This is a genomic window from uncultured Methanobrevibacter sp., assembly GCF_902801725.1.
Taxonomy (GTDB): Archaea; Methanobacteriota; Methanobacteria; order Methanobacteriales; family Methanobacteriaceae; genus Methanocatella.
Map to the genome: position 1 here is coordinate 1 of NZ_CADCJB010000027.1, position 21161 is coordinate 21161.

Consider the following 21161-nt stretch of genomic DNA (forward strand, 5'->3'; position numbering starts at 1 on the left):
GCCGGTAATTATACAGTTTCATATTCATTTGCCGGTGATAATGGTTATAAAGCATCCACTGGGAGTAAAAAGATTTCTGTAGCCAAATCAACTTCATTAAACGGGTTCGGTTATTGGGTATTTGGTTCAGACATGAAAAATGTTAATTTAAACACTATTGCAAATGCCGGAACAACAGACATTTTCTTGAATTATTATGCCATTGAAAAACATGGAAAGTCTAGTGTTGAATCCTGGATTGCAAGTGCTAATAAATTAGGTATTAGAGTTCACATCTGGATGCAAATATTCTATGATGGAAGTTGGATTAATCCTGTTAAAAACGGATCTCCAAATACTGCTTTCTTCAATCAAAAAATTAATGAAGCATTAACTTATGCAAAACTAAGTGGAGTTTCAGGAATTCATTTCGATTACTTGAGATACCCAGGTACTGCATATGGAACTTCAGGCGGTACTGCTGCAATCAATCAATTTGTAAAAACAGCTGTTAGCAAAATACATGAGGTAAATTCAAATATTATAGTTTCCGCTGCAATAATGCCTGAAACAACTGACAATTCATATTATTACGGTCAGGATATATCTGCCTTAAGCCAATATTTGGATGTTATCATCCCAATGATTTACAAAGGAAATTATGAGGCATCATCATCTTGGATTGCTACAACAACCAAATGGTTTGTTGATCACTCTAAAGGTGCAAAAATCTGGTCAGGTTTACAAACATATGTGTCTGATGAGGATACTACCATATTGTCTTTATCAGCATTAACTACTGATGCAAAAAATGCAGTTAAAGGTAATGCTGCTGGTGTAATCCTATTCAGATATGGTATAAGTCCAAATCTGAACTTTAAAAATTTAGGCATCACTGCAACTAGCTCTGATTCTACTTCAAGCAGTTCTTCAAGTAGTTCATCTAGTTCTAGTTCATCTAGTTCTAGTTCATCTAGTTCAAGCAGTTCTTCATCTGCTCCAAAAACAATATCAATTAATGACGTATTGGCTGGAGCAGAAACTGTGAAGGCTTATTATGAGAAAAATGGTAAAATACCATCTTCCGTAACAGCTGCAGGCTATAAATTTACAGTTCCTGAATTCCTTTATTTGATGGGTCAGGCAATTTACCAATTAGGTAGTTCAAATACTAATGCGATTACATGTATTTATGGTGTTAAAAATCCGGAATCTCCTACTGGAGATAATATTAATTCAGAAGAGTTATACAAATCTGATTATTTGACTGTTGCCAAAAATTTGGCAAATTATATCAAAACCAATAATCAGGCTCCGAATTATGCATCTTCAACAGTCGGTAATATTATTTACTCTGAAGTTGTGGACGCTTTTTCACGTATATTGACATTCTACAAGAACAATGATAAGTACATGCCTAATTATTGTGTAATTAAGTATGGATCAGGTTCATCTTCATCAGCATCAACTTCTGTTGGTGGATTGAATGTGAGAAACACTATGAGTGATGTGTCAGCATATCTTAAAGCAACTAGTAACTGTCAAGTTTCAAACTCTGCAATCAAGAGCAAAGCTGCTGCTTTAACTAATGGTTTGACTACCACTAAGGAAAAAGCAATAGCCATATTCAATTTTGTAAGGGATTCCATCTCATACAGTTTCTATTATGATACAGCTTATGGTGCTACAGGTACTCTAAGTCGTGGATATGGTAATTGTGTAGATCAAGCACATTTGGTTGTTGCATTGTGTAGGGCTGCAGGTATTGCTGCCAGATACGAACATGGTACATGCAGATTCACTAGTGGAAGTACTTATGGTCACGTATGGGCTCAAGTATTGGTTGATAATGTTTGGGTTGTTGCTGATCCTACAAGTTCAAGAAACTCATTTGGTGTTGTAAATAATTGGTATACTAGTTCATACAGCCACCATGCTTATTATGCTAGCTTACCATTCTAAAATTATTTACTTTTCCTTTTTTATTTTTTTGATAAAGTTTAAATATTTTAAAATCATATTTTTTATTATACTTTTTTTTTAGAAATCCTTGTTTAAAATTTAGGCATACCAAAACTTTTTTATACTTATAACTATATATTATCATTAATTATTGTCTAAGGTGAGCATATGGCTAATGATAAAATTAGTGAAAATATCGAGGAATATCTAGAAGTTTTGTATCGTCACGGAAGCAACAAGGAGCAAGTTTCCACAACCCAACTTTCCAAGGAGTTGAATATTGCACCGGGTAGCGTAACTCAAATGCTTAAAAAATTGGAAAAGCTTGGTTATATTGAATATACTCCCTACAAGGGAGCAACCCTGACTGAAGACGGTATGGAAATAGCCCAAAAGGTCACAAGAAAGCATAGGATTTTAGAAAAATTTTTACATGATGTTCTAAAAGTTAAAGAAGAAAATATCCATGATCAAGCTTGTGAGATGGAGCATACCTTATCTGATGAAGCTGAAAGAGCTTTATGCAATATGCTTCAGAATCCAGACCTATGTCCTGATGAAAATGTAATTCCTTCTTGTAATTTTGATTTTGATACATGTCAACAATGTTATTCCTTGGATGATTTTGATCAGATTGTTTACAGACAATCAAATTTATTATGCATATCTGAATTGAATTCACCTACTGAGGGCAAAGTTTCTTTTATTAGAGGGGATTCAGATGTACTAAATGACATTGCTGATTTGGGAATTACTATAGGCTCAGACATTAAGTATGAATATGTCAAACATTTTGATGATGATGAATATTTTGTTATTATTGATGATGTTGAGTTAAGCATTCCGTCACAGATGGCTAATAATATTTTTATTAGCATTTAATTTTTTTTTACAAAAATTTATATAATATTTTTTTAAAAAATATTAGCATTAAAATAATTTATTTCTTTTTGCGGTGTTTTAATGCGTGGAAATTTATCTAATGAAATTGTATCAATTAAAATTGAGGAAGGAAGTAAAAGACCAATAGCTTTACATGAAAAAAGTAAATTTGGAAAAATTGAAGCTGACTTTTTAAATCTTTCTTTAATTGAAGCATGCTATTTATTAGAGAAAGGTCGTTTGGATATCTATGAAGATGATGTCGAATGTACCTTAAGTTATCTTATTGATATTTTAAAAGAACAAGAGCTATATGGAAAATATGTTGTTTATCGTGATTTGAAAGACCGTGGTTTTGTTATCAAAACAGGATTTAAATATGGTTCTGAATTTAGATTATATAACCGTGGAGGAGGTCCTGGTCAGGGGCATTCCGATTATTTGGTTAAAATTATTTTTGAAAATTATGATATTAATGCACTTGACTTCGCAAGCTATGTCAGAGTTTCTCACGGGGTTAATAAAAAGCTTCTTTTGGCGATTGTCGATGATGATTTTGACATTACATACTATAATGTTGAGTGGACAAGACCATAATTTAAATTATCAAAAGCAATAATATTTTTATAGTTTTTATCAGTAATGTTAATATATTTTAATTATAAATTTAATTTAAGAGATTTGTTGGTGAAAATATGGCAGAGTTAATAGACCCATGGGCATCATTCAGCCTAGATTATGATAAGTTGGTTAATCAGTTTGGAATAGGAAAAATTTCTGATATTTTAGATGACATTAAAAATCCTCAAAGGTTAATGAAAAGAGGAGTAATTTTTGGACATAGGGAATTTAATGAAATTAATAATTTAATTAATCAAAATAAAGATTTTGCAGTTGTAACCGGTATGATGCCAAGTGGACAAATGCATATAGGTCACAAGATGGTTGTTGATCAGCTCAAATGGTATCAGGAGAAAGGTGCAATGCTGTCCCTGCCAATTGCTGATTTGGAATCCTACGCTGCCCGTGGAATGAGCTTTGAAAAAGGTCGTGAAATTGCAGTTAATGAATATTTAACTAACTGGATTGCTTTAGGTCTGAATCTGGAAAAGGACAATGTCAATGTTTATTTGCAATCTCAAAATAAACTGTTGCAGGATTTGGCATTTAAAGCTTCAAGCAAAACAAATTTCAGTCAGCTTAAGGCTATTTATGGATTTACTCCATCCACCAACATAGCACATGTCCAAGCTCCATTGGTTCAGGTTGCTGACATTTTGCTTCCACAAATTGAAGAATTTGGAGGTCCCAAAAAGGTTGTTGTTCCTGTTGGAATAGATCAGGATCCTCATATCAGATTAACAAGGGACATTGCCCACAAATTAAATGAAGATTTAGGATTTTTATCCCCTGCATCTACATACCACAGGTTCCTGACAGGATTGACCGGTGATAAAATGAGCAGTTCCAAACCTGCTACTGCAATTTATCTTAATGATGAAACTAAGGATGCGGTCAAAAAAGTCAAATCTGCAAAAACCGGTGGACGGGAAAGTCTAAAAGAACAGCAGGAACTGGGCGGAGAAGTGGATAAATGCGTTATCTATGAAATGCTGTTATATCATTTCATTGATGATGACGAAGAGCTTAATAAAATCCGTCAGGATTGTTTGAATGGGGTATTGCGTTGCGGTGACTGTAAAGCAAGAACTGCAGAATTGATGGAAGAATTCATGGATGATTTAAAAGATAAACAGATTGAAGCTCGTGAAATTGCAAAAACGTTGATATAGATGTTTAAATTAGTCAAAACAGAAGTAAAAAAAGCATTTGTTGAAAATAAGTTTGCAATTATTGCTTCTACTATTATTCTTTTTATCTCTTTGATTTTAGGATATCTTTTAGAACCTTATTTGTATAGTTATTTCAATCCTGTTGTTGAAGATTTGACCGAGAAGGTCCAAACAGGTGTAATTCAATTAACCTTTCAGGACATATTTCTCAATAACATCATGATTGTTTTGCAAATGTTTATTTTTGGATTGCTTTTCTGTTTTTCAGCTTTGATTTTAGCATTCAACGGATTTTTTGTAGGTTACTATACAGCTACATCTCCAAACTTATTGCAGGTATTGCTTTTAACTATTCCCCATGGAATTTTCGAATTTTCTTCATGTATTCTAGCCTGCGCTTCAGGATTCGTTTTATTTAATTTTATTTATAGGCTAGTTAAAACATTTTTAAAGGAAAAGGAAGGAAAATTTTTTGATAGGCTCATATATTCCTATGATAAGAATTTTGATAAGTTGCTGCAGGCATTTATTCTATTGGCATTGGCTTCAGTTTTGATGATTATTGCAGGCATTATTGAAGCGTATATTACTTTGCCGTTGGCCGAATTTTTGTTTTCTCTTTTTTAGTTAAATTTTATATAATAATAGTTAAAAAAATATATATGTGATTTTTTATGATAAGATGTGTTTCATGTGGAGAAGAATATGACGATGATGAAGTAATCTACACCTGTCAAAAGTGTGGATCTGTTCTTGAACTCGTTAATGAAATTGATGTTTCTAAAGATATTTTTGATGGAAGAAAAGATAATTTATGGAAATTCAAGGAATGCATTCCTGTAGATGAGTCTAAAATTGTTTCTCTTGATGAAGGTGGAACTCCATTTTGCAAATGTGATAAGTTAGGTGAAGAGCTTGGAGTCAACTTGTACGTTAAGGTTGAAGGTTCAAATCCCACAGGAAGTTTTAAAGATAGGGGAATGACTGTTGGAATGACTAAAGCAATGGAACTGGGCGTTAGCACTGTAGGTTGCGCTTCAACAGGTAACACTTCTGCATCACTTTCAGCTTATGCTGCTCGTGCAGGTTTACGCTGTATCGTATTTTTGCCTTCTGGAAAAGTAGCATTAGGAAAATTGGCTCAAGCGATGTTCCATGGTGCTGAAGTAATGTCAATTAACGGAAACTTTGATGAAGCACTGGAAGCAATGACTGCTCTTGCATTAGAAAAACATCTTTACTTATTAAATTCAATAAATCCATACAGGCTTGAAGGTCAAAAAACCATAGGATATGAAATAGTCAGGGATTTAGGTTGGCAAGCTCCTGATAGAGTTATTCTCCCTGTTGGTAATGCAGGTAATATTTCTGCTATTTGGAAAGGTATTAAGGAATTCTATGATGCTGGATTTATTAAGGACGTACCTATGATGACAGGTATTCAAGCAGAAGGTGCATGCCCAGTCACAAATGCATTTAGAAAAGGAGATAAGAAGGTAGTCCCTGTTGAAAATCCAGAAACTATTGCAACAGCAATACGTATAGGTGCTCCGGTTAGCGATATCAAGGCATTAAATGCGATTTATGATTCTAATGGTTACTCTGAAACTGTTACTGATGAAGAAATACTTGATGCTCAAAAGTTACTTGCAAGAACCGAGGGTATAGGTGTTGAACCAGCTTCAGCAGCTTCAATTGCAGGTCTTAAAAAACTTGTTGACCAAGGTGTAGTAGATAAAGGAGAAACAATCACCTGTGTAGTCACAGGACACTTGCTTAAGGATCCTAATACTGCAATCGATGCGTGCACACAACCTACTGAAGTTGATGCTGATATCGATACTTTACGAAAGATTCTTTTGAATAAGTAATTTTTTCTTATTTTCTATTTTTTCTTTTTATTTCTTATTTCTTCAAATGTGCAGTTTAGTTTTGTTTATTAAAGTAATTTATGAAAAACATTTTCAAAGATATTACTGTCAATATTTATGTTAATATAATTTGGTTTCCAGTATTGAAATTTTTGAAAATCAAAACTAATAAACCAATATATTTATATATAAGCAAATAAAAACTATTATTATCAAAAAAATGAGGTGTAAATTATGAGTGAATTACCAATTGCTCCTGTAGGAAGAATATTAAAAAATGCTGGTGCACAAAGAGTAAGTGATGATGCAAAAATCGCATTAACCGAAGCTATCGAAGATTACGGAAACGAAATCGCAGCTAAAGCTGTAGGTTTTGCACGTCACGCTGGTAGAAAAACTGTAAAAGCTGAAGACGTAAAATTAGCAATCAAATAGATTTGTTAGTAGTCTAAGATAGTAATTTTATTACTATCTCTTTTACACTTTTCCAATTATTTTTATTATTTTTTTATTCTTATTTCACTTATTTTGTTCTATTTTTACAAACATTTATATACTATGCAAACCAATTTATTATTGTCTAGTTCTCTAGAATTATTTCATTAATTACTAAATTTTTATTTTTAGTTTTGCTAAAAATTATATGAAATTCAGAAGTATTTGTATTGAAAGTCTAGAAAGTCTAATCCCTCTTGTTTTTTTTATAATGGGATTATATTTAGTGATATATGAATTATTCAAGAATTAGTATTATTAAAAACTATATTAAATTATTCATCTATTGAATAATTTGAGTAATTTCTATAGTTAAAAGATAATATAACTATATATAATTACATTATATTATGATTCAAAAGAATTATAATATCTGCCGATGGATGGCATAGCCAGATGAAAAAGGAGGTATATTTTATGGCAAACATTTATGTAAAATTTGACACACCTGAAGAATTAGCTAAACAAGCTGAAGAAGCATTAGAAACCGCACAAGCTACTGGTAAAGTAGCAAAAGGTACTAACGAAGTAACCAAATTCATCGAAAGAGGAGATGCAAAATTAGTTGTTATCGCAGAAGATGTTGATCCTGCTGAAATCGTTGCACACATTCCTGTATTAGCTGATGAAAAAGAAATTCCTTACGTTTACTTACCTACCAAAGAACAAGTTGGTGGAGCTGCTGGATTAACTGTTGGTACTGCTTCTGCATGTATTGTAGATGCTGGTGATGCTGAAGCTGCTGTTACTGAAATTGTAGAAAAAGTTGCTGAGTTAAAAGAATAAATAAATTCTTTTAATGAATTTACGGTGATTTAAATGGAAGAAGGAACTCCTGCTGAAGTCATTGAGGTTTTAAAAAGAACTGGTATGACTGGTGAGGTAATGCAAATCAAATGCAGAATCCTCGATGGTAGAGATAAAGGAAGAATTTTAACAAGAAACATTATGGGTCCTGTCAGAGAAGGTGACATTTTAATGTTACTTGATACAATCAGAGAAGCTAAAGAAATTAAGACTCCATAAGAAGGTGTAAGAACATGAGAACTTGTTCATTCTGTAATAAAGAAATAGAAGATGGTACTGGAAAAATGTACGTCAAAAAAGACGGTTCAATTTATTTCTTTTGTAGCAGTAAATGTGAAAAAAATATGATTAAACTCGGAAGAGTTCCAAGAAAAGTTAAATGGGTTAAAGAATGATTCAAAAAAGTTTTGTAATGATGAAACCAGACGCCGTTCAAAGACGTCTTATGGGTAAAATATTGTCCCGTTTTGAAGACAAAGGTCTTCAAATTGTAGCTGTTAAATTAATTCAAATCGATGAAGATTTAGCAAAAACTCATTATGGAGAACATGCTGAAAAACCATTTTTCCCAAGTTTAGTTGAATATATTACTTCTTCACCATCTTTAGCAATGGTAATTGAAGGGGAAGAAGCTATTACCACTATTAGGAAAATAGTTGGTGCAACTAATCCTTTAGAAGCAGACCTTGGAACTATTAGAGGAGACTTTGGTATGGATACAGGTAGAAACATTATTCATGCATCAGATGCTCCTGAATCTGCTGAAAGAGAAATTGCTCTTTTCTTTAATGAAGATGAAATTTGCGATTACAAAATCGTCGACAATGATTTAATTTATGAATAAATTTAAGATTTAAATATTTATTATTAAGAAAGATACTATGAAAATCAGATCCCCAATTGTATCAGTTTTAGGTCATGTAGACCATGGAAAAACTACATTATTAGATTATATTAGAGGTAGTGCTATTGCTGATAAGGAAGCAGGAGGTATTACTCAACATATTGGTGCTACAGAAATCCCTAATGATACTATTGAAGAAATCTGTGGAAATTTCATATCAAGATTAACTATTAAAGATTTAATCCCTGGATTATTTTTCATTGACACTCCTGGCCATGCTGCATTCACTAGTTTAAGAAAACGTGGTGGTGCTTTGGCTGATTTGGCCGTGTTGATTGTTGATATCAATGATGGATTTAAACCACAAACTTTTGAAGCTTTAAATATTCTTAAAATGTATAAAACTCCATTCATTGTTGTAGCTAATAAAATTGATATGATATTCGGATGGGAATCACATGAAGGTGCTTCTTTTAAAGAATCTTTTGAACAACAGGCTCAAAGTGTTAAACAAGAGTTGGATACTAAGATTTATGAAATTGTAGGTACTCTTCACAAGGAAGGTTTCCAATCTGAAAGATTTGACAGAATTAGTAATTTTGCTTCACAGATTAGTATTATTCCAATTAGTGCTAGGTCCGGTGAAGGAATTATTGAAGTTTTAGCTATGCTTTTAGGACTTGCTCAAGAATATTTAACCGAACAACTGGAAATTCATGCTGATGCTCCTGCTAAAGGTACAGTTTTAGAAATTAAGGAAGAAGTAGGATTAGGTCTTACCATTGATAGCATTATTTATGATGGTGTTTTAAGGACCAATGATGAAATAGCTTTAATGACTTCTTCAAATGAAGTTTTAACTACTAAAATCAGGTCTATTTTAAGACCGCTTCCACTGGAGGAAATGAGAGATTCCAAAAAGAAATTCCAGAAATTCGATGAGGTAGTTGCGGCTGCAGGTATTAAAATTGCCGCTCCTAATTTGGATGATGTTGTTTCAGGTTCACCGCTTAGAGTTTTAAGCGATGAGGAAAACGTGGAAGAGGAAATTTTAAAAGAAATTGAAGATATTACAATCAGTACTGAAGATGAAGGTATTTTAGTTAAAGCAGATACATTAGGTTCTCTTGAAGCTATCGTTAAGTTATTGAGGGAATTGGATATTCCTATTCGTGAAGCTGATATTGGTGATGTAAGTCGCAGAGACATTATTAATTCATCAATCGCTTTAAATGAAAATGATGTGCATGGTGCAATTATTGCATTTAATGTTAGTGTTCATCAAAATTCCGAAGAGGATTTAAAGAATTCAGATGTTAAACTCTTTAAAGGTGATGTGATTTATCAGATTATTGAGGATTACGAAGCATGGATTGATGAAATTGAGAAAGCTAAGAAAAAAGCGTTTTATGATGCTATTATCAAGCCTGCCAAATTCATGTCTTTGCCTAAATTAGTTTTCCGTCAAAGTAAGCCAGCGATTATTGGAATTGAATCTTTAAGCGGTACAGTCAAACAGGGTCAAACAATTATTAATAAGAATGGTGACTATGTTGGTGTAATCGCTAGTATGGAAGATAAGGGAGAAACATTGCCTGATATTCCTAGAGGTCAAAGAGTCGCAATGGCTATTAAAGATGCTATTGTCGGTAAACATTTTGATGAGGGGGATGAATTATATGTGGATATCCCTGAAAAGCATTATAAGTTCATCGAAAGGGAATTTAAGGATAAATTAACAGAAGATGAATTTGAAACTTTATCTGAATTCGTTGATATTAAACGTAAACAAGATCCTGATTGGGGTAAATTTGGTCTTTTTGAATAATAAATTGGGTTTATAAAAAAATTAAGGAGGAAATACCATGGCATTCAAAGTAGTTGTGTCTCAAAAAGCTGAAACTCATCAAATTGAAGTAGATGAAACCAAAGCTCTTAATGGTTTAGTCATCGGTGATGAATTTGATGGTGCAATTGTAGGTTTAGATGGTTACACTTTAAAAATCACTGGTGGTAGTGACAAAAATGGTTTTACCATGAAAAAAGATGTTTCCGGTACTAGAAGAATCAAAAGTTTATTAACCGGTGGTGTAGGTTATCATCCTAAAGCTGATGGTGTTAAAAAAAGAAAAACTGTTAGAGGAAACACTATCGCAGAAGATATTGTACAAATCAACACTGTAGTTACTCAAGCTGGAAGCAAATCAATAGCTGAAATTATTGGTGCTGGTGAAGAAGAGGAAGAATAGTTTTACTATTTTTCTTATTTTACTTTTAGTCGAATTAAATTATAAAAAAAGGTGGTTATCTGTGAACGTACAGTCAGATGTTAACATAGGTTTAGTTGGTCACGTAGACCATGGTAAGACTACTCTTACTAAAGCATTATCTGGAATTTGGACTGATACACACAGTGAGGAAACAAAAAGAGGTATTTCAATTCGTTTAGGTTATGCTGACATTGAATTTAGAAAATGTCCTGAATGCGGAGAACCTGAATGTTACACTACTTCTGAAAAATGTGAAATCTGTGGCAGCGAAACTGAATTAATTAGAAAAGTGTCCTTTGTTGATGCTCCAGGTCACGAAACCCTTATGGCAACCATGTTATCTGGTGCTGCAATTATGGATGGTGCAGTTTTAGTAATTGCTGCAAATGAGTCTTGTCCACAACCACAAACTAAAGAACATCTCATGGCACTTGATGTAATCGGTGTAAAAGATGTAATTGTAGTTCAAAACAAAATTGATATTGTTTCAAAAGAAAGAGCTATTGAAAGTTATAATGAAATTAAAGAATTTGTTAAAGGAACTTGTGCTGAAGATGCTTTAATCATTCCAGTATCTGCTCAGCAAGGAGCTAATGTAGATATATTAATTGAAGCAATGCTTAAGCAAATTCAACCTCCAGAAAGGAATACCGAAGATTCTACATTGATGCATGTAGCAAGATCATTTGATATTAATAAACCTGGTTCAGGTGCCGATAAGATTAAAGGAGGAGTTATTGGTGGAACATTGGTCCAAGGTACATTCAAACTTGGAGATACCATTGAAATCAGACCTGGTCCTACTAATAATGGTGAAAGAATTACTCTCAAATCTGAAATTATTGGCCTTGAAGCTAATGGTGAACAGGTTGATGAAATAGGTCCTGGAGGACTTGTAGGTATTGCAACTAAATTAGATCCATCTTTAACTAAATCAGATTCATTATCCGGAACTGTTGCCGGTGAAGAAGGTACATTACCTGAAGTTTTAAATAGTTTTAAAATGGAAGCTAATTTACTTGACCGTGTAGTTGGTACTAAAGAGGAACGTGATGTTGCACCAATTAAAATTAAAGAAGCTTTAATGATTAATTGTGGTACTACAACAACCATAGGTGTTGTCACTTCAACTAAGAAAAATAATGTTGAAGTTACTCTTAAGTTGCCTGTTTGTGCTAGTCCTGGAGATAGAGTCGCTTTAAGTCGTAGAGTCGGTGCTCGTTGGAGATTAATCGGTTACGGTATTATAAAATAAGAGGCGAATAATGAACTCTAAAGAAGTTGTAATTGATACCAATTTTTTTATGGTTCCTTTTCAGTTCAATGTTGATATCATCAGTGAACTTGAAAAAAAATTACCTTCTTATAAATTAACTACTCCGAGCTTTGTTATCAATGAATTGAAGGGTTTGAAAAGAAATAACAAAGGAAAAATAAGGTTAAATGCTAATTTGGCCTTAAAGTTAGCTAATTCTTCAAAAGTTGAAATAAAGGATATTTCATTACTCGAAAATGAAACTGTGGATGATGCGTTACTTAGAGTTTCAGAAGTTTTAGCTACAAATGATATAGAATTAAAAAATCGTGCGAAAGATAAAGGAATCACAGTTGCATATTTAAGACAAAAAAGATATATTGCTGTTGAAGGTAAAATATAATATTAATTAAACTTATTAATAAATGAGGGATTATTTTGTATTATAAAACTAAAATAGAGGACACTGTAAGAATTCCACCTTACAGATTTGGTGATCCTCTCAAAGAAGTTGCAATTCAAACTTTAAACGAAACTTATGAGGGTCGTTTAGATAAAAAACTTGGTTTACTTATCTGTGTTAATGATATAGATGAAATTGGTGAAGGCAGACTCATTATGGGTGATGGAGCAGCATATCATAATGTTGTCTTTGAAGCAATTTTCTTTAAACCAGAACAACATGAAATTTTCGATGGAGAAGTAATTGATATTGTTGATTACGGTGCTTTTGTAAGAATTGGACCTATGGACGGTTTAATACATGTTTCTCAAGTTACTGATGATTATATAAATTACGATCCTAAAAGAGGAGCATTGCTTGCTAAGGAATCTAATAAGACTCTTGATGAAGGGGATTTAGTTAGAGCTAGAGCAGTAAGTGTTTCAATTAAAGATGAATCTACTAACAATATTGAAAATAGTAGGAATTCTAAAATTCCTCTTACAATGAGACAAAATAACTTAGGTAGATTTGAATGGATTGAAGAAGCTAAAGAAAAAAGTAAGAGGGGTGGAGAATGAAGGCTTGTACCGTTTGTAAAATGATCTCAAATAAGGATCATTGTCCATCCTGTGGAAGTCCAACTTCTGATAATTGGAGTGGTCTTTTAATTATTACTGATCCAGAAGATTCAGCAATTGCAAAGGAATTAAATATTAAAATTCCTGGTGAATATTGTTTAAGAGTAAGATAGAGGTTTTTTTTGTGTTACGTTTAGATGCAGAATTAAATAAAGATATAATTGCAGAATTGAAAAAACCGTTAGGTAGATTATATCCTGACTTTGAAGATGCAATCGATGAAATAAAGTCTTCCGAGTTTTTAATTTCTGTTGGTGATGCAACTTTTGGCAATCTTACAAAATATGAATTATATCCAAATATTGGAATAATTGATAATTTAATTCAAAGAAAAAATCATACTCATGAAATTATACGTGCAGACCATATTTTAAAAGTCGATAATCCTGCTGGAACTATTACAGATGATCTATGGGAAACCATAGGCAAAGCTCTTGAATTATCTAACAACGGCGAATGTTATGTAATTGAAGTAGCGGGGGAAGAAGATCTTGCAGTTCTTCCTTGCATCTTAATGGCAAATCCAGAAACTACAATCTTGTATGGCCAACCAAATGAAGGGTTAGTACTTTTAAAAGTTTCTGACATGAAAAATAAAGCTCAAAAGCTTATAAACGGATTTATTGAAGAATAATAAATGAGGTTTTATAATGGAAATTGAATTTATTGAAGAAAAAGAAAATAAAGTTTTTAACAGAAAAGAAATTAAATTTTATGTTGATTATGATGGAGAAGCAACTCCTAAAGTATTAGACATTAAATCAAAATTAGTTGCTTTATTGAACACTCAAAAAGATTTAATTGTCGTAGATAATGTACAACCACATTACGGTGAACCTAAAGCATTAGGTTATGCTAAAGTTTATGATACTGTTGATGATTTAAAATATATTGAAGCTCAACATGTCATTGCTAAAAACGAAGAACCTGAAGAAGAACCTGCTGAAGAAGAAGCTGAAGCAGATGAAGAATAGGTGATTTATATGGTAAAAAAATCAGATCTTTACAAAGTTGATGGAGACAAAATTGAAAGAAAAAACCCAATTTGTCCTCGTTGTGGTGAAGGTGTATTCATGGCTGACCATGGTGACAGATTCGCTTGTGGTAAATGCGGATACACTGAAATGAAAAAATAAGATTTTTCAAATCTTTATTTCTTTTTTTTATACTTTATTTTTTTAATTTTTAATCATTTTTAAGAAGGGATTTCTTTGGATAATATTAGAAATGGTCGTTTTAAGACTGGTATGACTGATGAAGCAGCAGAATATACTTCATCATTTGATGCAGATAAAGTTCTTTTTGAAGCGGATATTAAAACTAATTTTGCACACACTTCAATGTTAAAGCATGAGGGAATTATTGATGAAGAAATTGCTGATAAAATATTATGCGCTCTTGACAATCTTAAAGAAGAAGGTTTTGATGCATTGATATTCGATGCTTCTGTTGAAGATGTGCATATGGCTATTGAAAACTACGTTACTTCTAAAATTGGTCCTGAAGCAGGTTATATGCATACTGCCAAATCACGTAATGACCAAGTTGCATGTGATGTAAGGTTAGTTTTAAGGGAAATGATTGAAGAGATTCAGATTGGTATTCTTGAATTTATTGAGGGTCTTGTTGAAATGGCCGGAGAGCATCTTGAAGATATTTTCATTGGTTTCACTCACCTGCAGCATGCTCAACCAATCACAATTGCTCATCATTTGATGGCTCATGTTCAGGCACTTAAAAGGGATTATGAACGTTTAGGTGATACTTATAAGAGAGTCAACTTAAATCCATTAGGTTCAGCAGCTATGGCCACCACTAGCTTTCCAATCAATAGGCAATTAACCACTGATTTGCTTGGTTTCGATGCTTATCTGGAGAATTCGATGGATGGAGTTTCTGCAAGGGATTTCATTTCTGAAACTGTTTTTGATTTGGTTTCTCTATCTTCCACTTTGGCTAAAATCTGTGAGGAATTGGTTTTATGGAGCACTTATGAATTCGGAGTCATTGAAATGGCTGATGAATATTCATCAACTTCATCTATCATGCCTCAAAAGAAAAATCCTGATGTGGCAGAACTTGCAAGAGGTAAAACAAGTATCGCTACCGGTGAACTGATTACTATTTTAACTATTCTCAAGGCTATTCCATATACTTACAACAGAGATTTGCAGGAAATTACTCCTCACTTGTGGAATTCAGTTAAAGTAACTCAGGAAACATTGTCTATTGTTACAAAAATGATGCTGTCTGTCGAATTTAAGGTAGACAGGTGCGCAGAATTGGCAGGCAAAAACTTTGCAACTGCAACCGATTTGGCGGACATTATGGTTCGTGAAAAACAGATTCCATTCAGGACTGCCCATAAAATTGTTGGAAGAATTGTTAATGAAGCTACAGCTAATGAAATGGCTGAAGAAAATATCACTTCAGAATTCATAGATGATATTGCAGTTGATTTGGGCTTTGATAAACTGGAATTGTCTGATGATTTAATTCAAAGAGCTTTAAACCCTGCAGAAAATGTTAAAATCAGGTCTATTCCTGGAGGACCTGCTCCAGAAATGGTTGAATTGGCAAGGAATAATATTAAAGATTTCTTAAATATTGAATTTGAAAAACAAGGAATTTAATTGCAAATTTCTTTTTTTCACTACTTTTTTTCAAAATTTTTTCATTTAATCTAAAAGAATATTTAATACTAAATATAAATATTATATTTAGGTGATTAAATGAGAAAAAAATTTATAATTTTGATGCTCATGTCAATATTTTTGATAGGAGCTGTAAATTTTATTTCCGCAGACGATGTCGATGGTTATTCAGGTAATGATGCTGTAGGCAGTGTTGAAGATTCTGTAGCGGATGATGTCCAGACTTCAGATGCTTCTAATGATAATTCTCAAAGTGTTGACGAAAAAGTTAATTTAACTGTTAAATTGGATTGGAAAGATCAAAACAGTCCTAATAGGCCTACTTCTGTTACTGTTTATGTGATGAAAGATGGTCAAAAGGTTGAATCAGTAGTTTTATCTAATGAAAACGGTTGGACTAAATCAGTTGAAGTAAACAAGTTTGATGATAGTGGAAAAGAAATATCTTATTCCGTTTCTGCAGATAGAATAGGCAGTTATAAGGATCCTGTCGTTAGTAAAAATGGTGATGAGTTCACTGTTACTAATGAGTTAAATCAAGCTCTTTCATCTTCTCCACAGGATACTCTAAAAGAAAATAGTTCTGATGTTCAAAATGTGTCTGATGATGATAAAAATTCTTCGGATGAAGATAAAACTGTAAATAACACTAATATTACTGTTAACAATAAGACAATTAACAATACAACTATTAATAACAAAACCATTAATAACACAACTATTAATAATAAGATAATTAATAATACTGTTGTAAATAATAAGAATATTAATAAAACTCCTAAGGATACCCCTAAAAAGGATAATAAGGATAAACAAAAGAAATCATTACTCAATACTGGTAATCCTATATTGATATTGATTATTGTAATAATTGTTGTTGCTGTTGCTTATTATTTCTACAGTAAAAGATAATCTCTAAAATTATCTTTAATTATTTTTTTTTTAGATATGGCTGGAGGTAATGGTATGATGCATAAAATTTGTCCAAGATGCGGATCTAAAAACGTTAAATGGATTATTCCTCAAAATTGGTCTCAGTGGGTTTGCTATGACTGTGATTATACAGGACCTATTATTGAAGGAAATGATGATTTAGCAGAAGAAATTCATGAAAATTATGTGGAATCTCTTGAAGAGGATTCTGATTAATTTTTTTTTAAATGATTAAAAGTAATAATTCCATGGATAGAAGCTGAGCATTACTTATTGAATTATTGAGGAATAATTGTTCTAAGTATTCTATTCATGTTGAATTATCACCTATAATCATGCCAATATAAAATGTTTATATCAGCATGTACTGATTTGTTTTTTTAAATATATAAATTTTAGGTATGCCTAAAATATTATTTTTAACTATCTTGCTTTCATAGATTTGATTAATGGCATTTTGCGCAATTTTCATGTCTTAAAAAGGTAAGGATGCTATTGCACTATTTACTATAGAAGCTCCAAATTAAATCAAGGGCTTCACCAGGTTCAAGTGCACCTGACCGTGTTTCCCTTAAGATTCTTTGGATTGAAAATTTTTTCATATGTGGAAATTTTCTGTGGACTTCATAAAGAAGAGGACAGCCAAATCCTTTGAATGTCTTTAAATTGTAGTTTTTGATTAATGATTTTATCTCTTGCTTGCCTGCACTTAAACTTGCGGGAAGGTTTAAGCGATATAATGAATCTTCCTGTAAATTTATACATTGACTACCTGTTGCAAGCATATCACCAAAGATAATTATGGGGATTTCGTTATCTTTTGCATATTGTTTCGCCAGCTCACCGGTATTTTTGGAGCATCTTCCGCATGGGTGAAGTTTTCCTGTAAAAGACTCTTTAATTACGTCAGCATAATCTGCACTGATATATTCATGGTCAATGTTCAATGATTCGGTCACAATCTTGATGTTGTTTTTAAATTGTTTTGGAAGTATTATTGTTCCGGGGTCAACTGTGATAGCTTTCGGATTAAAACCAAGTTTTTTAGCTAAAATTAAGGAAAAACTGCTGTCAACACCTCCTGAAAGAGCAACAACAGCTTCAGTATTTGCAGACTCGTTGAACTTATTTTCATCGAAATATGTCTCGAAGTCAAAGCTGTAAATGTTTTTTAATTTGTATTCAATGGTTTTTTCCAAGTTTTTAAGTCCTGTTAAATTCAAATCCAAGTTTAGGATTGTTTTTTTAGATAATTTTAACTTATATTCCTTGTTTAAAAAATCACCATAAGATTCAACATGAATGCTTTCCAGAGCTAATTTCTCTCGAAGTTTTCCAACAACCCATCCTCCTTTGCCAATGATTGCTGATTTATCTGGTCTGTCTTCAGTTATAATCCACAGTTCATTGGTATTTTCATTGAAATATATTTCTTCGATGAAAATGTTAACTTTGTCATGGCCGATTTCATCTCTTATCTGGTTAACTTCATTTAGAATAAACTCTTTTGAATACATTGTTTTTTATTTTACATTTTTAAATATAAATTATTAATTGGGAAAAATTTTAAAATCTTGGGAATTCATATAAATTATCTGAGGGAAAGGTATGAAATATCGAAAGTTAGGTAAAACAGGTATTGAAGTATCTGAAATTGCATTTGGTGCAGAATTTTTAGTTGAAAGGCCTTATGAGGATACTGAAGCTTTAATTAAAGCTTGTGAAGCTAATGGAATTAATTTTGTTGATTGCTGGATGAGTGAACCTGACGTACGTTCACATCTGGGAAGAGCCATTAAGGGAAATCGTGAAAATTGGATTATACAGGGCCATATCGGTTCCACCTGGCAAAATAATCAGTATGTAAGAACTCGTGAAATGGATAAAGTGATTCCTGCATTTGAAGATTTTATGCAGAGATTTCAAATTGATACACTGGATTTTGGAATGATTCACTATGTTGACCAAATTGACGATTATAATGAAATAATGAACGGTCCCTTCATGGAATACGTTCGCAAATTAAAGGACGACGGAACAATCGCACATATAGGCTTAAGCACACACAATCCTGATGTTGGTTTGCTTGCCGTTAAAAATCCTGAAATTGAATTGCTGATGTTTTCAATCAACCCTGCTTATGACATGTTTGGTTCTATGGAGGATATTGAAGAATACAGAAAGGATGATGCTTACACTGATGATTTGTCCAGTTTGAATCCTCAAAGGGCAGAATTGTATGAATTGTGTGAAAGCACCGGAACTGCACTGACTGTAATGAAGGGTTTTGCAGGCGGAAATCTTCTTTCTGATGAAACATCTCCATTTGGAGTTGGCCTAACGCCGGTTCAATGCATACATTATGCATTGGAACAAAAAGGTGTTTCAAGTATTTTTGTAGGTGTCAAAACAGTTGACGAACTTTTGGAATCTTTAAAATACTGTGATGCAAGTGATGCCGAAAAAGATTATCATGAGATTTTAAAAAATGCTCCAAAACATTCGTTTGAAGGGCAATGCACATATTGTGGACATTGTCAGCCATGTTCCTCCGGGATTGATATAGCAATGGTGAATAAGTTGTTTGATCTTGCAAAAAACCATGATGAAGTCCCTGCCAGTGTACAGGAACATTATTCTAATTTGAAATTCAATGCAACTGAATGTATTGCATGCGGTGATTGTGAGCCTAGATGTCCATTTAATGTCCATATAGTTGATGTGATGCTGGATGCTCAGGATCTGTTCGGTTTTTAAAAATGTTTATTATTCTTGTGAACCAAAATATTAAGTGATTATTATGGCGTATGAAATTAAAAACAAAAAAAATATATCAACAATTGGTGTGCATGCCGGTCAGGAGGAAGTTGATGAGACTGGTTCAAGGGTAACACCAATTTATCAAACTACATCTTATGTATTTGACTCACCTGAGCAAGCTGCAAATCGTTTTGCACTTTCAGAAGGCGGAAACATTTATACAAGACTTACAAACCCTACAACTGAAGCTTTTGAAAAAAGAATGGCTGCAATTGAAGGAGGTACTGCTGCATATGCAACAGCTTCCGGAATGTCTGCCATATTTTATGCAATTATCAATTTGACTGCAGTTGGAGATAATATTGTATCTGCAGACAACCTATATGGCGGAACATATGAATTATTTGAAAATACTTTGGAGGAATTGGGTCGCAGTGTGACATTTGTTGATTCACAGTCCCCTGAGGAATTTGAAGCTGCAATCAATGATAAAACAAAAGCGATTTATGTTGAATCAATAGGTAATCCAAAACTTGATATTCCTGACTTTGATAAGTTATCCGAAATTGCACATTCACATGATATTCCTTTAATAGCAGACAATACTGTAGGTATCGGTTCTGTAAGACCATTTGACCATGGGGCAGATATCATTGCATCATCTGCAACCAAATACATTGGAGGGCATGGTACCACCCTTGGAGGAATTGTTATTGAAAAAGGGGACTTTGATTGGATGAATGGTAAATTCCCAACATTATCAGAACCTGATGCAACTTATAATGGTTTGGTATTTGGCGAAACATTTAAAGGAGCTGCCTTTACAACAAGAATCAGGGCTGTAGTTGGAAGGGATACCGGTGCAGTTCCATCTCCATTCGGATCATTTTTGCTCTTGCAGGGTCTTGAAACTTTAGGTCTTAGAATTGAAAGGCATGCTTCAAATGCAATGGCTGTTGCAAAACATTTGGAAGCTCATCCTAAAGTTGCCTGGGTAACATATTCAGGTTTAGAATCTTCTCCAAACCATGAAGTGGCTAAAAAGTATGCTGAAAAAGGATATGGGGGAATAGTTTCATTCGGCCTTAAGGCTGGTTATGATGGCGCTTTAAAATTCATTGAAAATGTTGAGCTGATTTCATTTTTGGCTAATATTGGTGATGCCAAGTCCTTGGTTACTCATCCTGCGTCAACTACACATTCTCAGTTGTCTGAGGAGCAGCAATTATCTACTGGAGTAACTCCTGATTTAATAAGGTTTTCAGTAGGTATTGAAGATATTGAAGATATTTTGGCTGATGTTGACCAGGCTTTGGATAAAATTTAATTATTTTATCTTTTTTTTTTAATTTTTATTAAGCTTTTCAATGATTTCTATTTGATAGGATTTTACTTTATTGTAATCCTTTTTGGTTTTTAAAACTTCATCAAAGCAGTCCAATGCTTCTTGTAGTTTATTTATTCTTCTTAAGATTAATCCATTATTAAATAATGCATAATGATAGTTCCTGTTAATCATTAGGCATTCGTCGAAGCAGTTTATTGCTTTATCCTATTTTGCAAACAGGAACAG

General features: G+C 32.9%; 27 protein-coding genes. 25 read left to right on the forward strand and 2 right to left on the reverse strand.

Features of this window, described 5'->3' with window-relative positions; all coding sequences use genetic code 11:
* From QZV68_RS06675 to QZV68_RS06785, 23 genes are all read left to right on the forward strand, one after another.
* Positions 1-1941 (forward strand): transglutaminase domain-containing protein (locus QZV68_RS06675; protein ID WP_296879797.1); only part of this gene is annotated, 1941 nt, incomplete at its 5' end.
* Between the two features lie 168 nt (positions 1942-2109).
* On the forward strand, positions 2110-2823 hold the full coding sequence (locus QZV68_RS06680; RefSeq protein ID WP_296879798.1) for a metal-dependent transcriptional regulator: 714 nt from the start codon (positions 2110-2112) through the stop codon (positions 2821-2823).
* A gap of 81 nt (positions 2824-2904) precedes the next feature.
* On the forward strand, positions 2905-3420 hold the full coding sequence (endA, locus tag QZV68_RS06685; RefSeq protein ID WP_296879800.1) for a tRNA-intron lyase: 516 nt from the start codon (positions 2905-2907) through the stop codon (positions 3418-3420).
* A gap of 98 nt (positions 3421-3518) precedes the next feature.
* The gene (locus tag QZV68_RS06690; protein ID WP_296879802.1) at positions 3519-4616 is read left to right on the forward strand and encodes a tryptophan--tRNA ligase; all 1098 of its coding nucleotides are present in this window, start codon (positions 3519-3521) and stop codon (positions 4614-4616) included.
* Positions 4617-5243 carry a stage II sporulation protein M gene (locus tag QZV68_RS06695; RefSeq protein WP_296879804.1) on the forward strand — a complete coding sequence of 209 codons (627 nt, stop codon included), beginning with the start codon at positions 4617-4619 and terminating at the stop codon, positions 5241-5243. It abuts the gene before it with no gap.
* 47 nt (positions 5244-5290) lie between these two features.
* Positions 5291-6487 (forward strand): threonine synthase, encoded by a 1197-nt coding sequence (thrC, locus tag QZV68_RS06700; RefSeq protein ID WP_296879806.1) that lies wholly within the window; start codon positions 5291-5293, stop codon positions 6485-6487.
* A 234-nt stretch (positions 6488-6721) separates the two neighbouring features.
* A complete protein-coding gene (locus QZV68_RS06705; RefSeq protein WP_292784110.1) occupies positions 6722-6922 on the forward strand; it encodes a histone family protein in 201 nt (66 codons plus the stop codon).
* A gap of 477 nt (positions 6923-7399) precedes the next feature.
* Positions 7400-7768, forward strand: a complete 369-nt coding sequence (gene rpl7ae / locus QZV68_RS06710) for a 50S ribosomal protein L7Ae (RefSeq protein ID WP_296879808.1) — start codon at positions 7400-7402, stop codon at positions 7766-7768.
* A gap of 33 nt (positions 7769-7801) precedes the next feature.
* Entirely contained in the window at positions 7802-8008 is a 207-nt protein-coding gene (locus tag QZV68_RS06715) for a 30S ribosomal protein S28e (protein ID WP_116669816.1), read from the forward strand.
* Between the two features lie 14 nt (positions 8009-8022).
* Positions 8023-8184, forward strand: a complete 162-nt coding sequence (locus QZV68_RS06720; RefSeq protein WP_296879810.1) for a 50S ribosomal protein L24e — start codon at positions 8023-8025, stop codon at positions 8182-8184.
* Complete coding sequence (ndk, locus tag QZV68_RS06725; protein ID WP_296879813.1) at positions 8181-8633, forward strand: nucleoside-diphosphate kinase; 453 nt, start codon at positions 8181-8183, stop codon at positions 8631-8633. Before QZV68_RS06720 ends, ndk begins: the two co-directional genes overlap by 4 nt.
* A gap of 37 nt (positions 8634-8670) precedes the next feature.
* The gene (gene infB / locus QZV68_RS06730) at positions 8671-10461 is read left to right on the forward strand and encodes a translation initiation factor IF-2 (RefSeq protein ID WP_296879815.1); all 1791 of its coding nucleotides are present in this window, start codon (positions 8671-8673) and stop codon (positions 10459-10461) included.
* Positions 10462-10498: 37 nt separating this feature from the next.
* Positions 10499-10882 (forward strand): 30S ribosomal protein S6e, encoded by a 384-nt coding sequence (locus QZV68_RS06735; protein WP_296879817.1) that lies wholly within the window; start codon positions 10499-10501, stop codon positions 10880-10882.
* 61 nt (positions 10883-10943) lie between these two features.
* Positions 10944-12158 (forward strand): translation initiation factor IF-2 subunit gamma, encoded by a 1215-nt coding sequence (locus QZV68_RS06740; RefSeq protein ID WP_296879819.1) that lies wholly within the window; start codon positions 10944-10946, stop codon positions 12156-12158.
* A gap of 10 nt (positions 12159-12168) precedes the next feature.
* Positions 12169-12561: a PIN domain-containing protein gene (locus QZV68_RS06745; RefSeq protein ID WP_296879821.1), complete on the forward strand. Its 393-nt coding sequence runs from the start codon at positions 12169-12171 to the stop codon at positions 12559-12561.
* A gap of 35 nt (positions 12562-12596) precedes the next feature.
* On the forward strand, positions 12597-13181 hold the full coding sequence (locus QZV68_RS06750; RefSeq protein ID WP_296879823.1) for a DNA-directed RNA polymerase: 585 nt from the start codon (positions 12597-12599) through the stop codon (positions 13179-13181).
* Positions 13178-13354, forward strand: coding sequence for a transcription elongation factor subunit Spt4 (spt4, locus tag QZV68_RS06755; protein WP_292605391.1), 177 nt, complete (start codon positions 13178-13180; stop codon positions 13352-13354). Before QZV68_RS06750 ends, spt4 begins: the two co-directional genes overlap by 4 nt.
* Before the next feature lie 11 nt (positions 13355-13365).
* Positions 13366-13875, forward strand: a complete 510-nt coding sequence (locus QZV68_RS06760) for a GTP-dependent dephospho-CoA kinase family protein (protein ID WP_296879825.1) — start codon at positions 13366-13368, stop codon at positions 13873-13875.
* 16 nt (positions 13876-13891) lie between these two features.
* Positions 13892-14215: a 30S ribosomal protein S24e gene (locus tag QZV68_RS06765; protein ID WP_296879827.1), complete on the forward strand. Its 324-nt coding sequence runs from the start codon at positions 13892-13894 to the stop codon at positions 14213-14215.
* 9 nt (positions 14216-14224) lie between these two features.
* Positions 14225-14377, forward strand: coding sequence for a 30S ribosomal protein S27ae (locus QZV68_RS06770; protein WP_069575404.1), 153 nt, complete (start codon positions 14225-14227; stop codon positions 14375-14377).
* A gap of 75 nt (positions 14378-14452) precedes the next feature.
* Positions 14453-15874, forward strand: a complete 1422-nt coding sequence (gene argH / locus QZV68_RS06775; protein WP_296879829.1) for an argininosuccinate lyase — start codon at positions 14453-14455, stop codon at positions 15872-15874.
* A gap of 99 nt (positions 15875-15973) precedes the next feature.
* Entirely contained in the window at positions 15974-16807 is an 834-nt protein-coding gene (locus QZV68_RS06780) for a Cna B-type domain-containing protein (protein ID WP_296879831.1), read from the forward strand.
* A gap of 54 nt (positions 16808-16861) precedes the next feature.
* Complete coding sequence (locus tag QZV68_RS06785; protein ID WP_296879833.1) at positions 16862-17044, forward strand: hypothetical protein; 183 nt, start codon at positions 16862-16864, stop codon at positions 17042-17044.
* Positions 17045-17328: 284 nt separating this feature from the next.
* Here the strand turns inward: QZV68_RS06785 and QZV68_RS06790 are convergent, their stop codons facing one another.
* Positions 17329-18345, reverse strand: a complete 1017-nt coding sequence (locus QZV68_RS06790; RefSeq protein WP_296879835.1) for an ATPase — start codon at positions 18343-18345, stop codon at positions 17329-17331.
* 91 nt (positions 18346-18436) lie between these two features.
* On the opposite strand from QZV68_RS06790, the gene QZV68_RS06795 reads away from it, so the two are divergent.
* Both QZV68_RS06795 and QZV68_RS06800 read left to right on the forward strand, forming a co-directional pair.
* Entirely contained in the window at positions 18437-19585 is a 1149-nt protein-coding gene (locus QZV68_RS06795; RefSeq protein ID WP_296879837.1) for an aldo/keto reductase, read from the forward strand.
* 43 nt (positions 19586-19628) lie between these two features.
* Complete coding sequence (locus QZV68_RS06800; RefSeq protein ID WP_296879839.1) at positions 19629-20915, forward strand: O-acetylhomoserine aminocarboxypropyltransferase/cysteine synthase family protein; 1287 nt, start codon at positions 19629-19631, stop codon at positions 20913-20915.
* 18 nt (positions 20916-20933) lie between these two features.
* Here the strand turns inward: QZV68_RS06800 and QZV68_RS06805 are convergent, their stop codons facing one another.
* The gene (locus tag QZV68_RS06805; protein ID WP_296879842.1) at positions 20934-21107 is read right to left on the reverse strand and encodes a hypothetical protein; all 174 of its coding nucleotides are present in this window, start codon (positions 21105-21107) and stop codon (positions 20934-20936) included.
* Positions 21108-21161 lie beyond the last annotated feature (54 nt).

Bases quoted from the DNA above. Each gene is read 5' to 3' on its own strand.
- QZV68_RS06680 (WP_296879798.1), top strand. From the start codon at position 2,110: ATGGCTAATGATAAAATTAGTGAAAATATCGAGGAATATCTAGAAGTT.
- endA (WP_296879800.1), top strand. From the start codon at position 2,905: ATGCGTGGAAATTTATCTAATGAAATTGTATCAATTAAAATTGAGGAA.
- QZV68_RS06690 (WP_296879802.1), top strand. From the start codon at position 3,519: ATGGCAGAGTTAATAGACCCATGGGCATCATTCAGCCTAGATTATGAT.
- QZV68_RS06695 (WP_296879804.1), top strand. From the start codon at position 4,617: ATGTTTAAATTAGTCAAAACAGAAGTAAAAAAAGCATTTGTTGAAAAT.
- thrC (WP_296879806.1), top strand. From the start codon at position 5,291: ATGATAAGATGTGTTTCATGTGGAGAAGAATATGACGATGATGAAGTA.
- QZV68_RS06705 (WP_292784110.1), top strand. From the start codon at position 6,722: ATGAGTGAATTACCAATTGCTCCTGTAGGAAGAATATTAAAAAATGCT.
- rpl7ae (WP_296879808.1), top strand. From the start codon at position 7,400: ATGGCAAACATTTATGTAAAATTTGACACACCTGAAGAATTAGCTAAA.
- QZV68_RS06715 (WP_116669816.1), top strand. From the start codon at position 7,802: ATGGAAGAAGGAACTCCTGCTGAAGTCATTGAGGTTTTAAAAAGAACT.
- QZV68_RS06720 (WP_296879810.1), top strand. From the start codon at position 8,023: ATGAGAACTTGTTCATTCTGTAATAAAGAAATAGAAGATGGTACTGGA.
- ndk (WP_296879813.1), top strand. From the start codon at position 8,181: ATGATTCAAAAAAGTTTTGTAATGATGAAACCAGACGCCGTTCAAAGA.
- infB (WP_296879815.1), top strand. From the start codon at position 8,671: ATGAAAATCAGATCCCCAATTGTATCAGTTTTAGGTCATGTAGACCAT.
- QZV68_RS06735 (WP_296879817.1), top strand. From the start codon at position 10,499: ATGGCATTCAAAGTAGTTGTGTCTCAAAAAGCTGAAACTCATCAAATT.
- QZV68_RS06745 (WP_296879821.1), top strand. From the start codon at position 12,169: ATGAACTCTAAAGAAGTTGTAATTGATACCAATTTTTTTATGGTTCCT.
- spt4 (WP_292605391.1), top strand. From the start codon at position 13,178: ATGAAGGCTTGTACCGTTTGTAAAATGATCTCAAATAAGGATCATTGT.
- QZV68_RS06765 (WP_296879827.1), top strand. From the start codon at position 13,892: ATGGAAATTGAATTTATTGAAGAAAAAGAAAATAAAGTTTTTAACAGA.
- QZV68_RS06770 (WP_069575404.1), top strand. From the start codon at position 14,225: ATGGTAAAAAAATCAGATCTTTACAAAGTTGATGGAGACAAAATTGAA.
- QZV68_RS06780 (WP_296879831.1), top strand. From the start codon at position 15,974: ATGAGAAAAAAATTTATAATTTTGATGCTCATGTCAATATTTTTGATA.
- QZV68_RS06785 (WP_296879833.1), top strand. From the start codon at position 16,862: ATGATGCATAAAATTTGTCCAAGATGCGGATCTAAAAACGTTAAATGG.
- QZV68_RS06790 (WP_296879835.1), bottom strand. From the start codon at position 18,345: ATGTATTCAAAAGAGTTTATTCTAAATGAAGTTAACCAGATAAGAGAT.
- QZV68_RS06795 (WP_296879837.1), top strand. From the start codon at position 18,437: ATGAAATATCGAAAGTTAGGTAAAACAGGTATTGAAGTATCTGAAATT.
- QZV68_RS06800 (WP_296879839.1), top strand. From the start codon at position 19,629: ATGGCGTATGAAATTAAAAACAAAAAAAATATATCAACAATTGGTGTG.
- QZV68_RS06805 (WP_296879842.1), bottom strand. From the start codon at position 21,107: ATGATTAACAGGAACTATCATTATGCATTATTTAATAATGGATTAATC.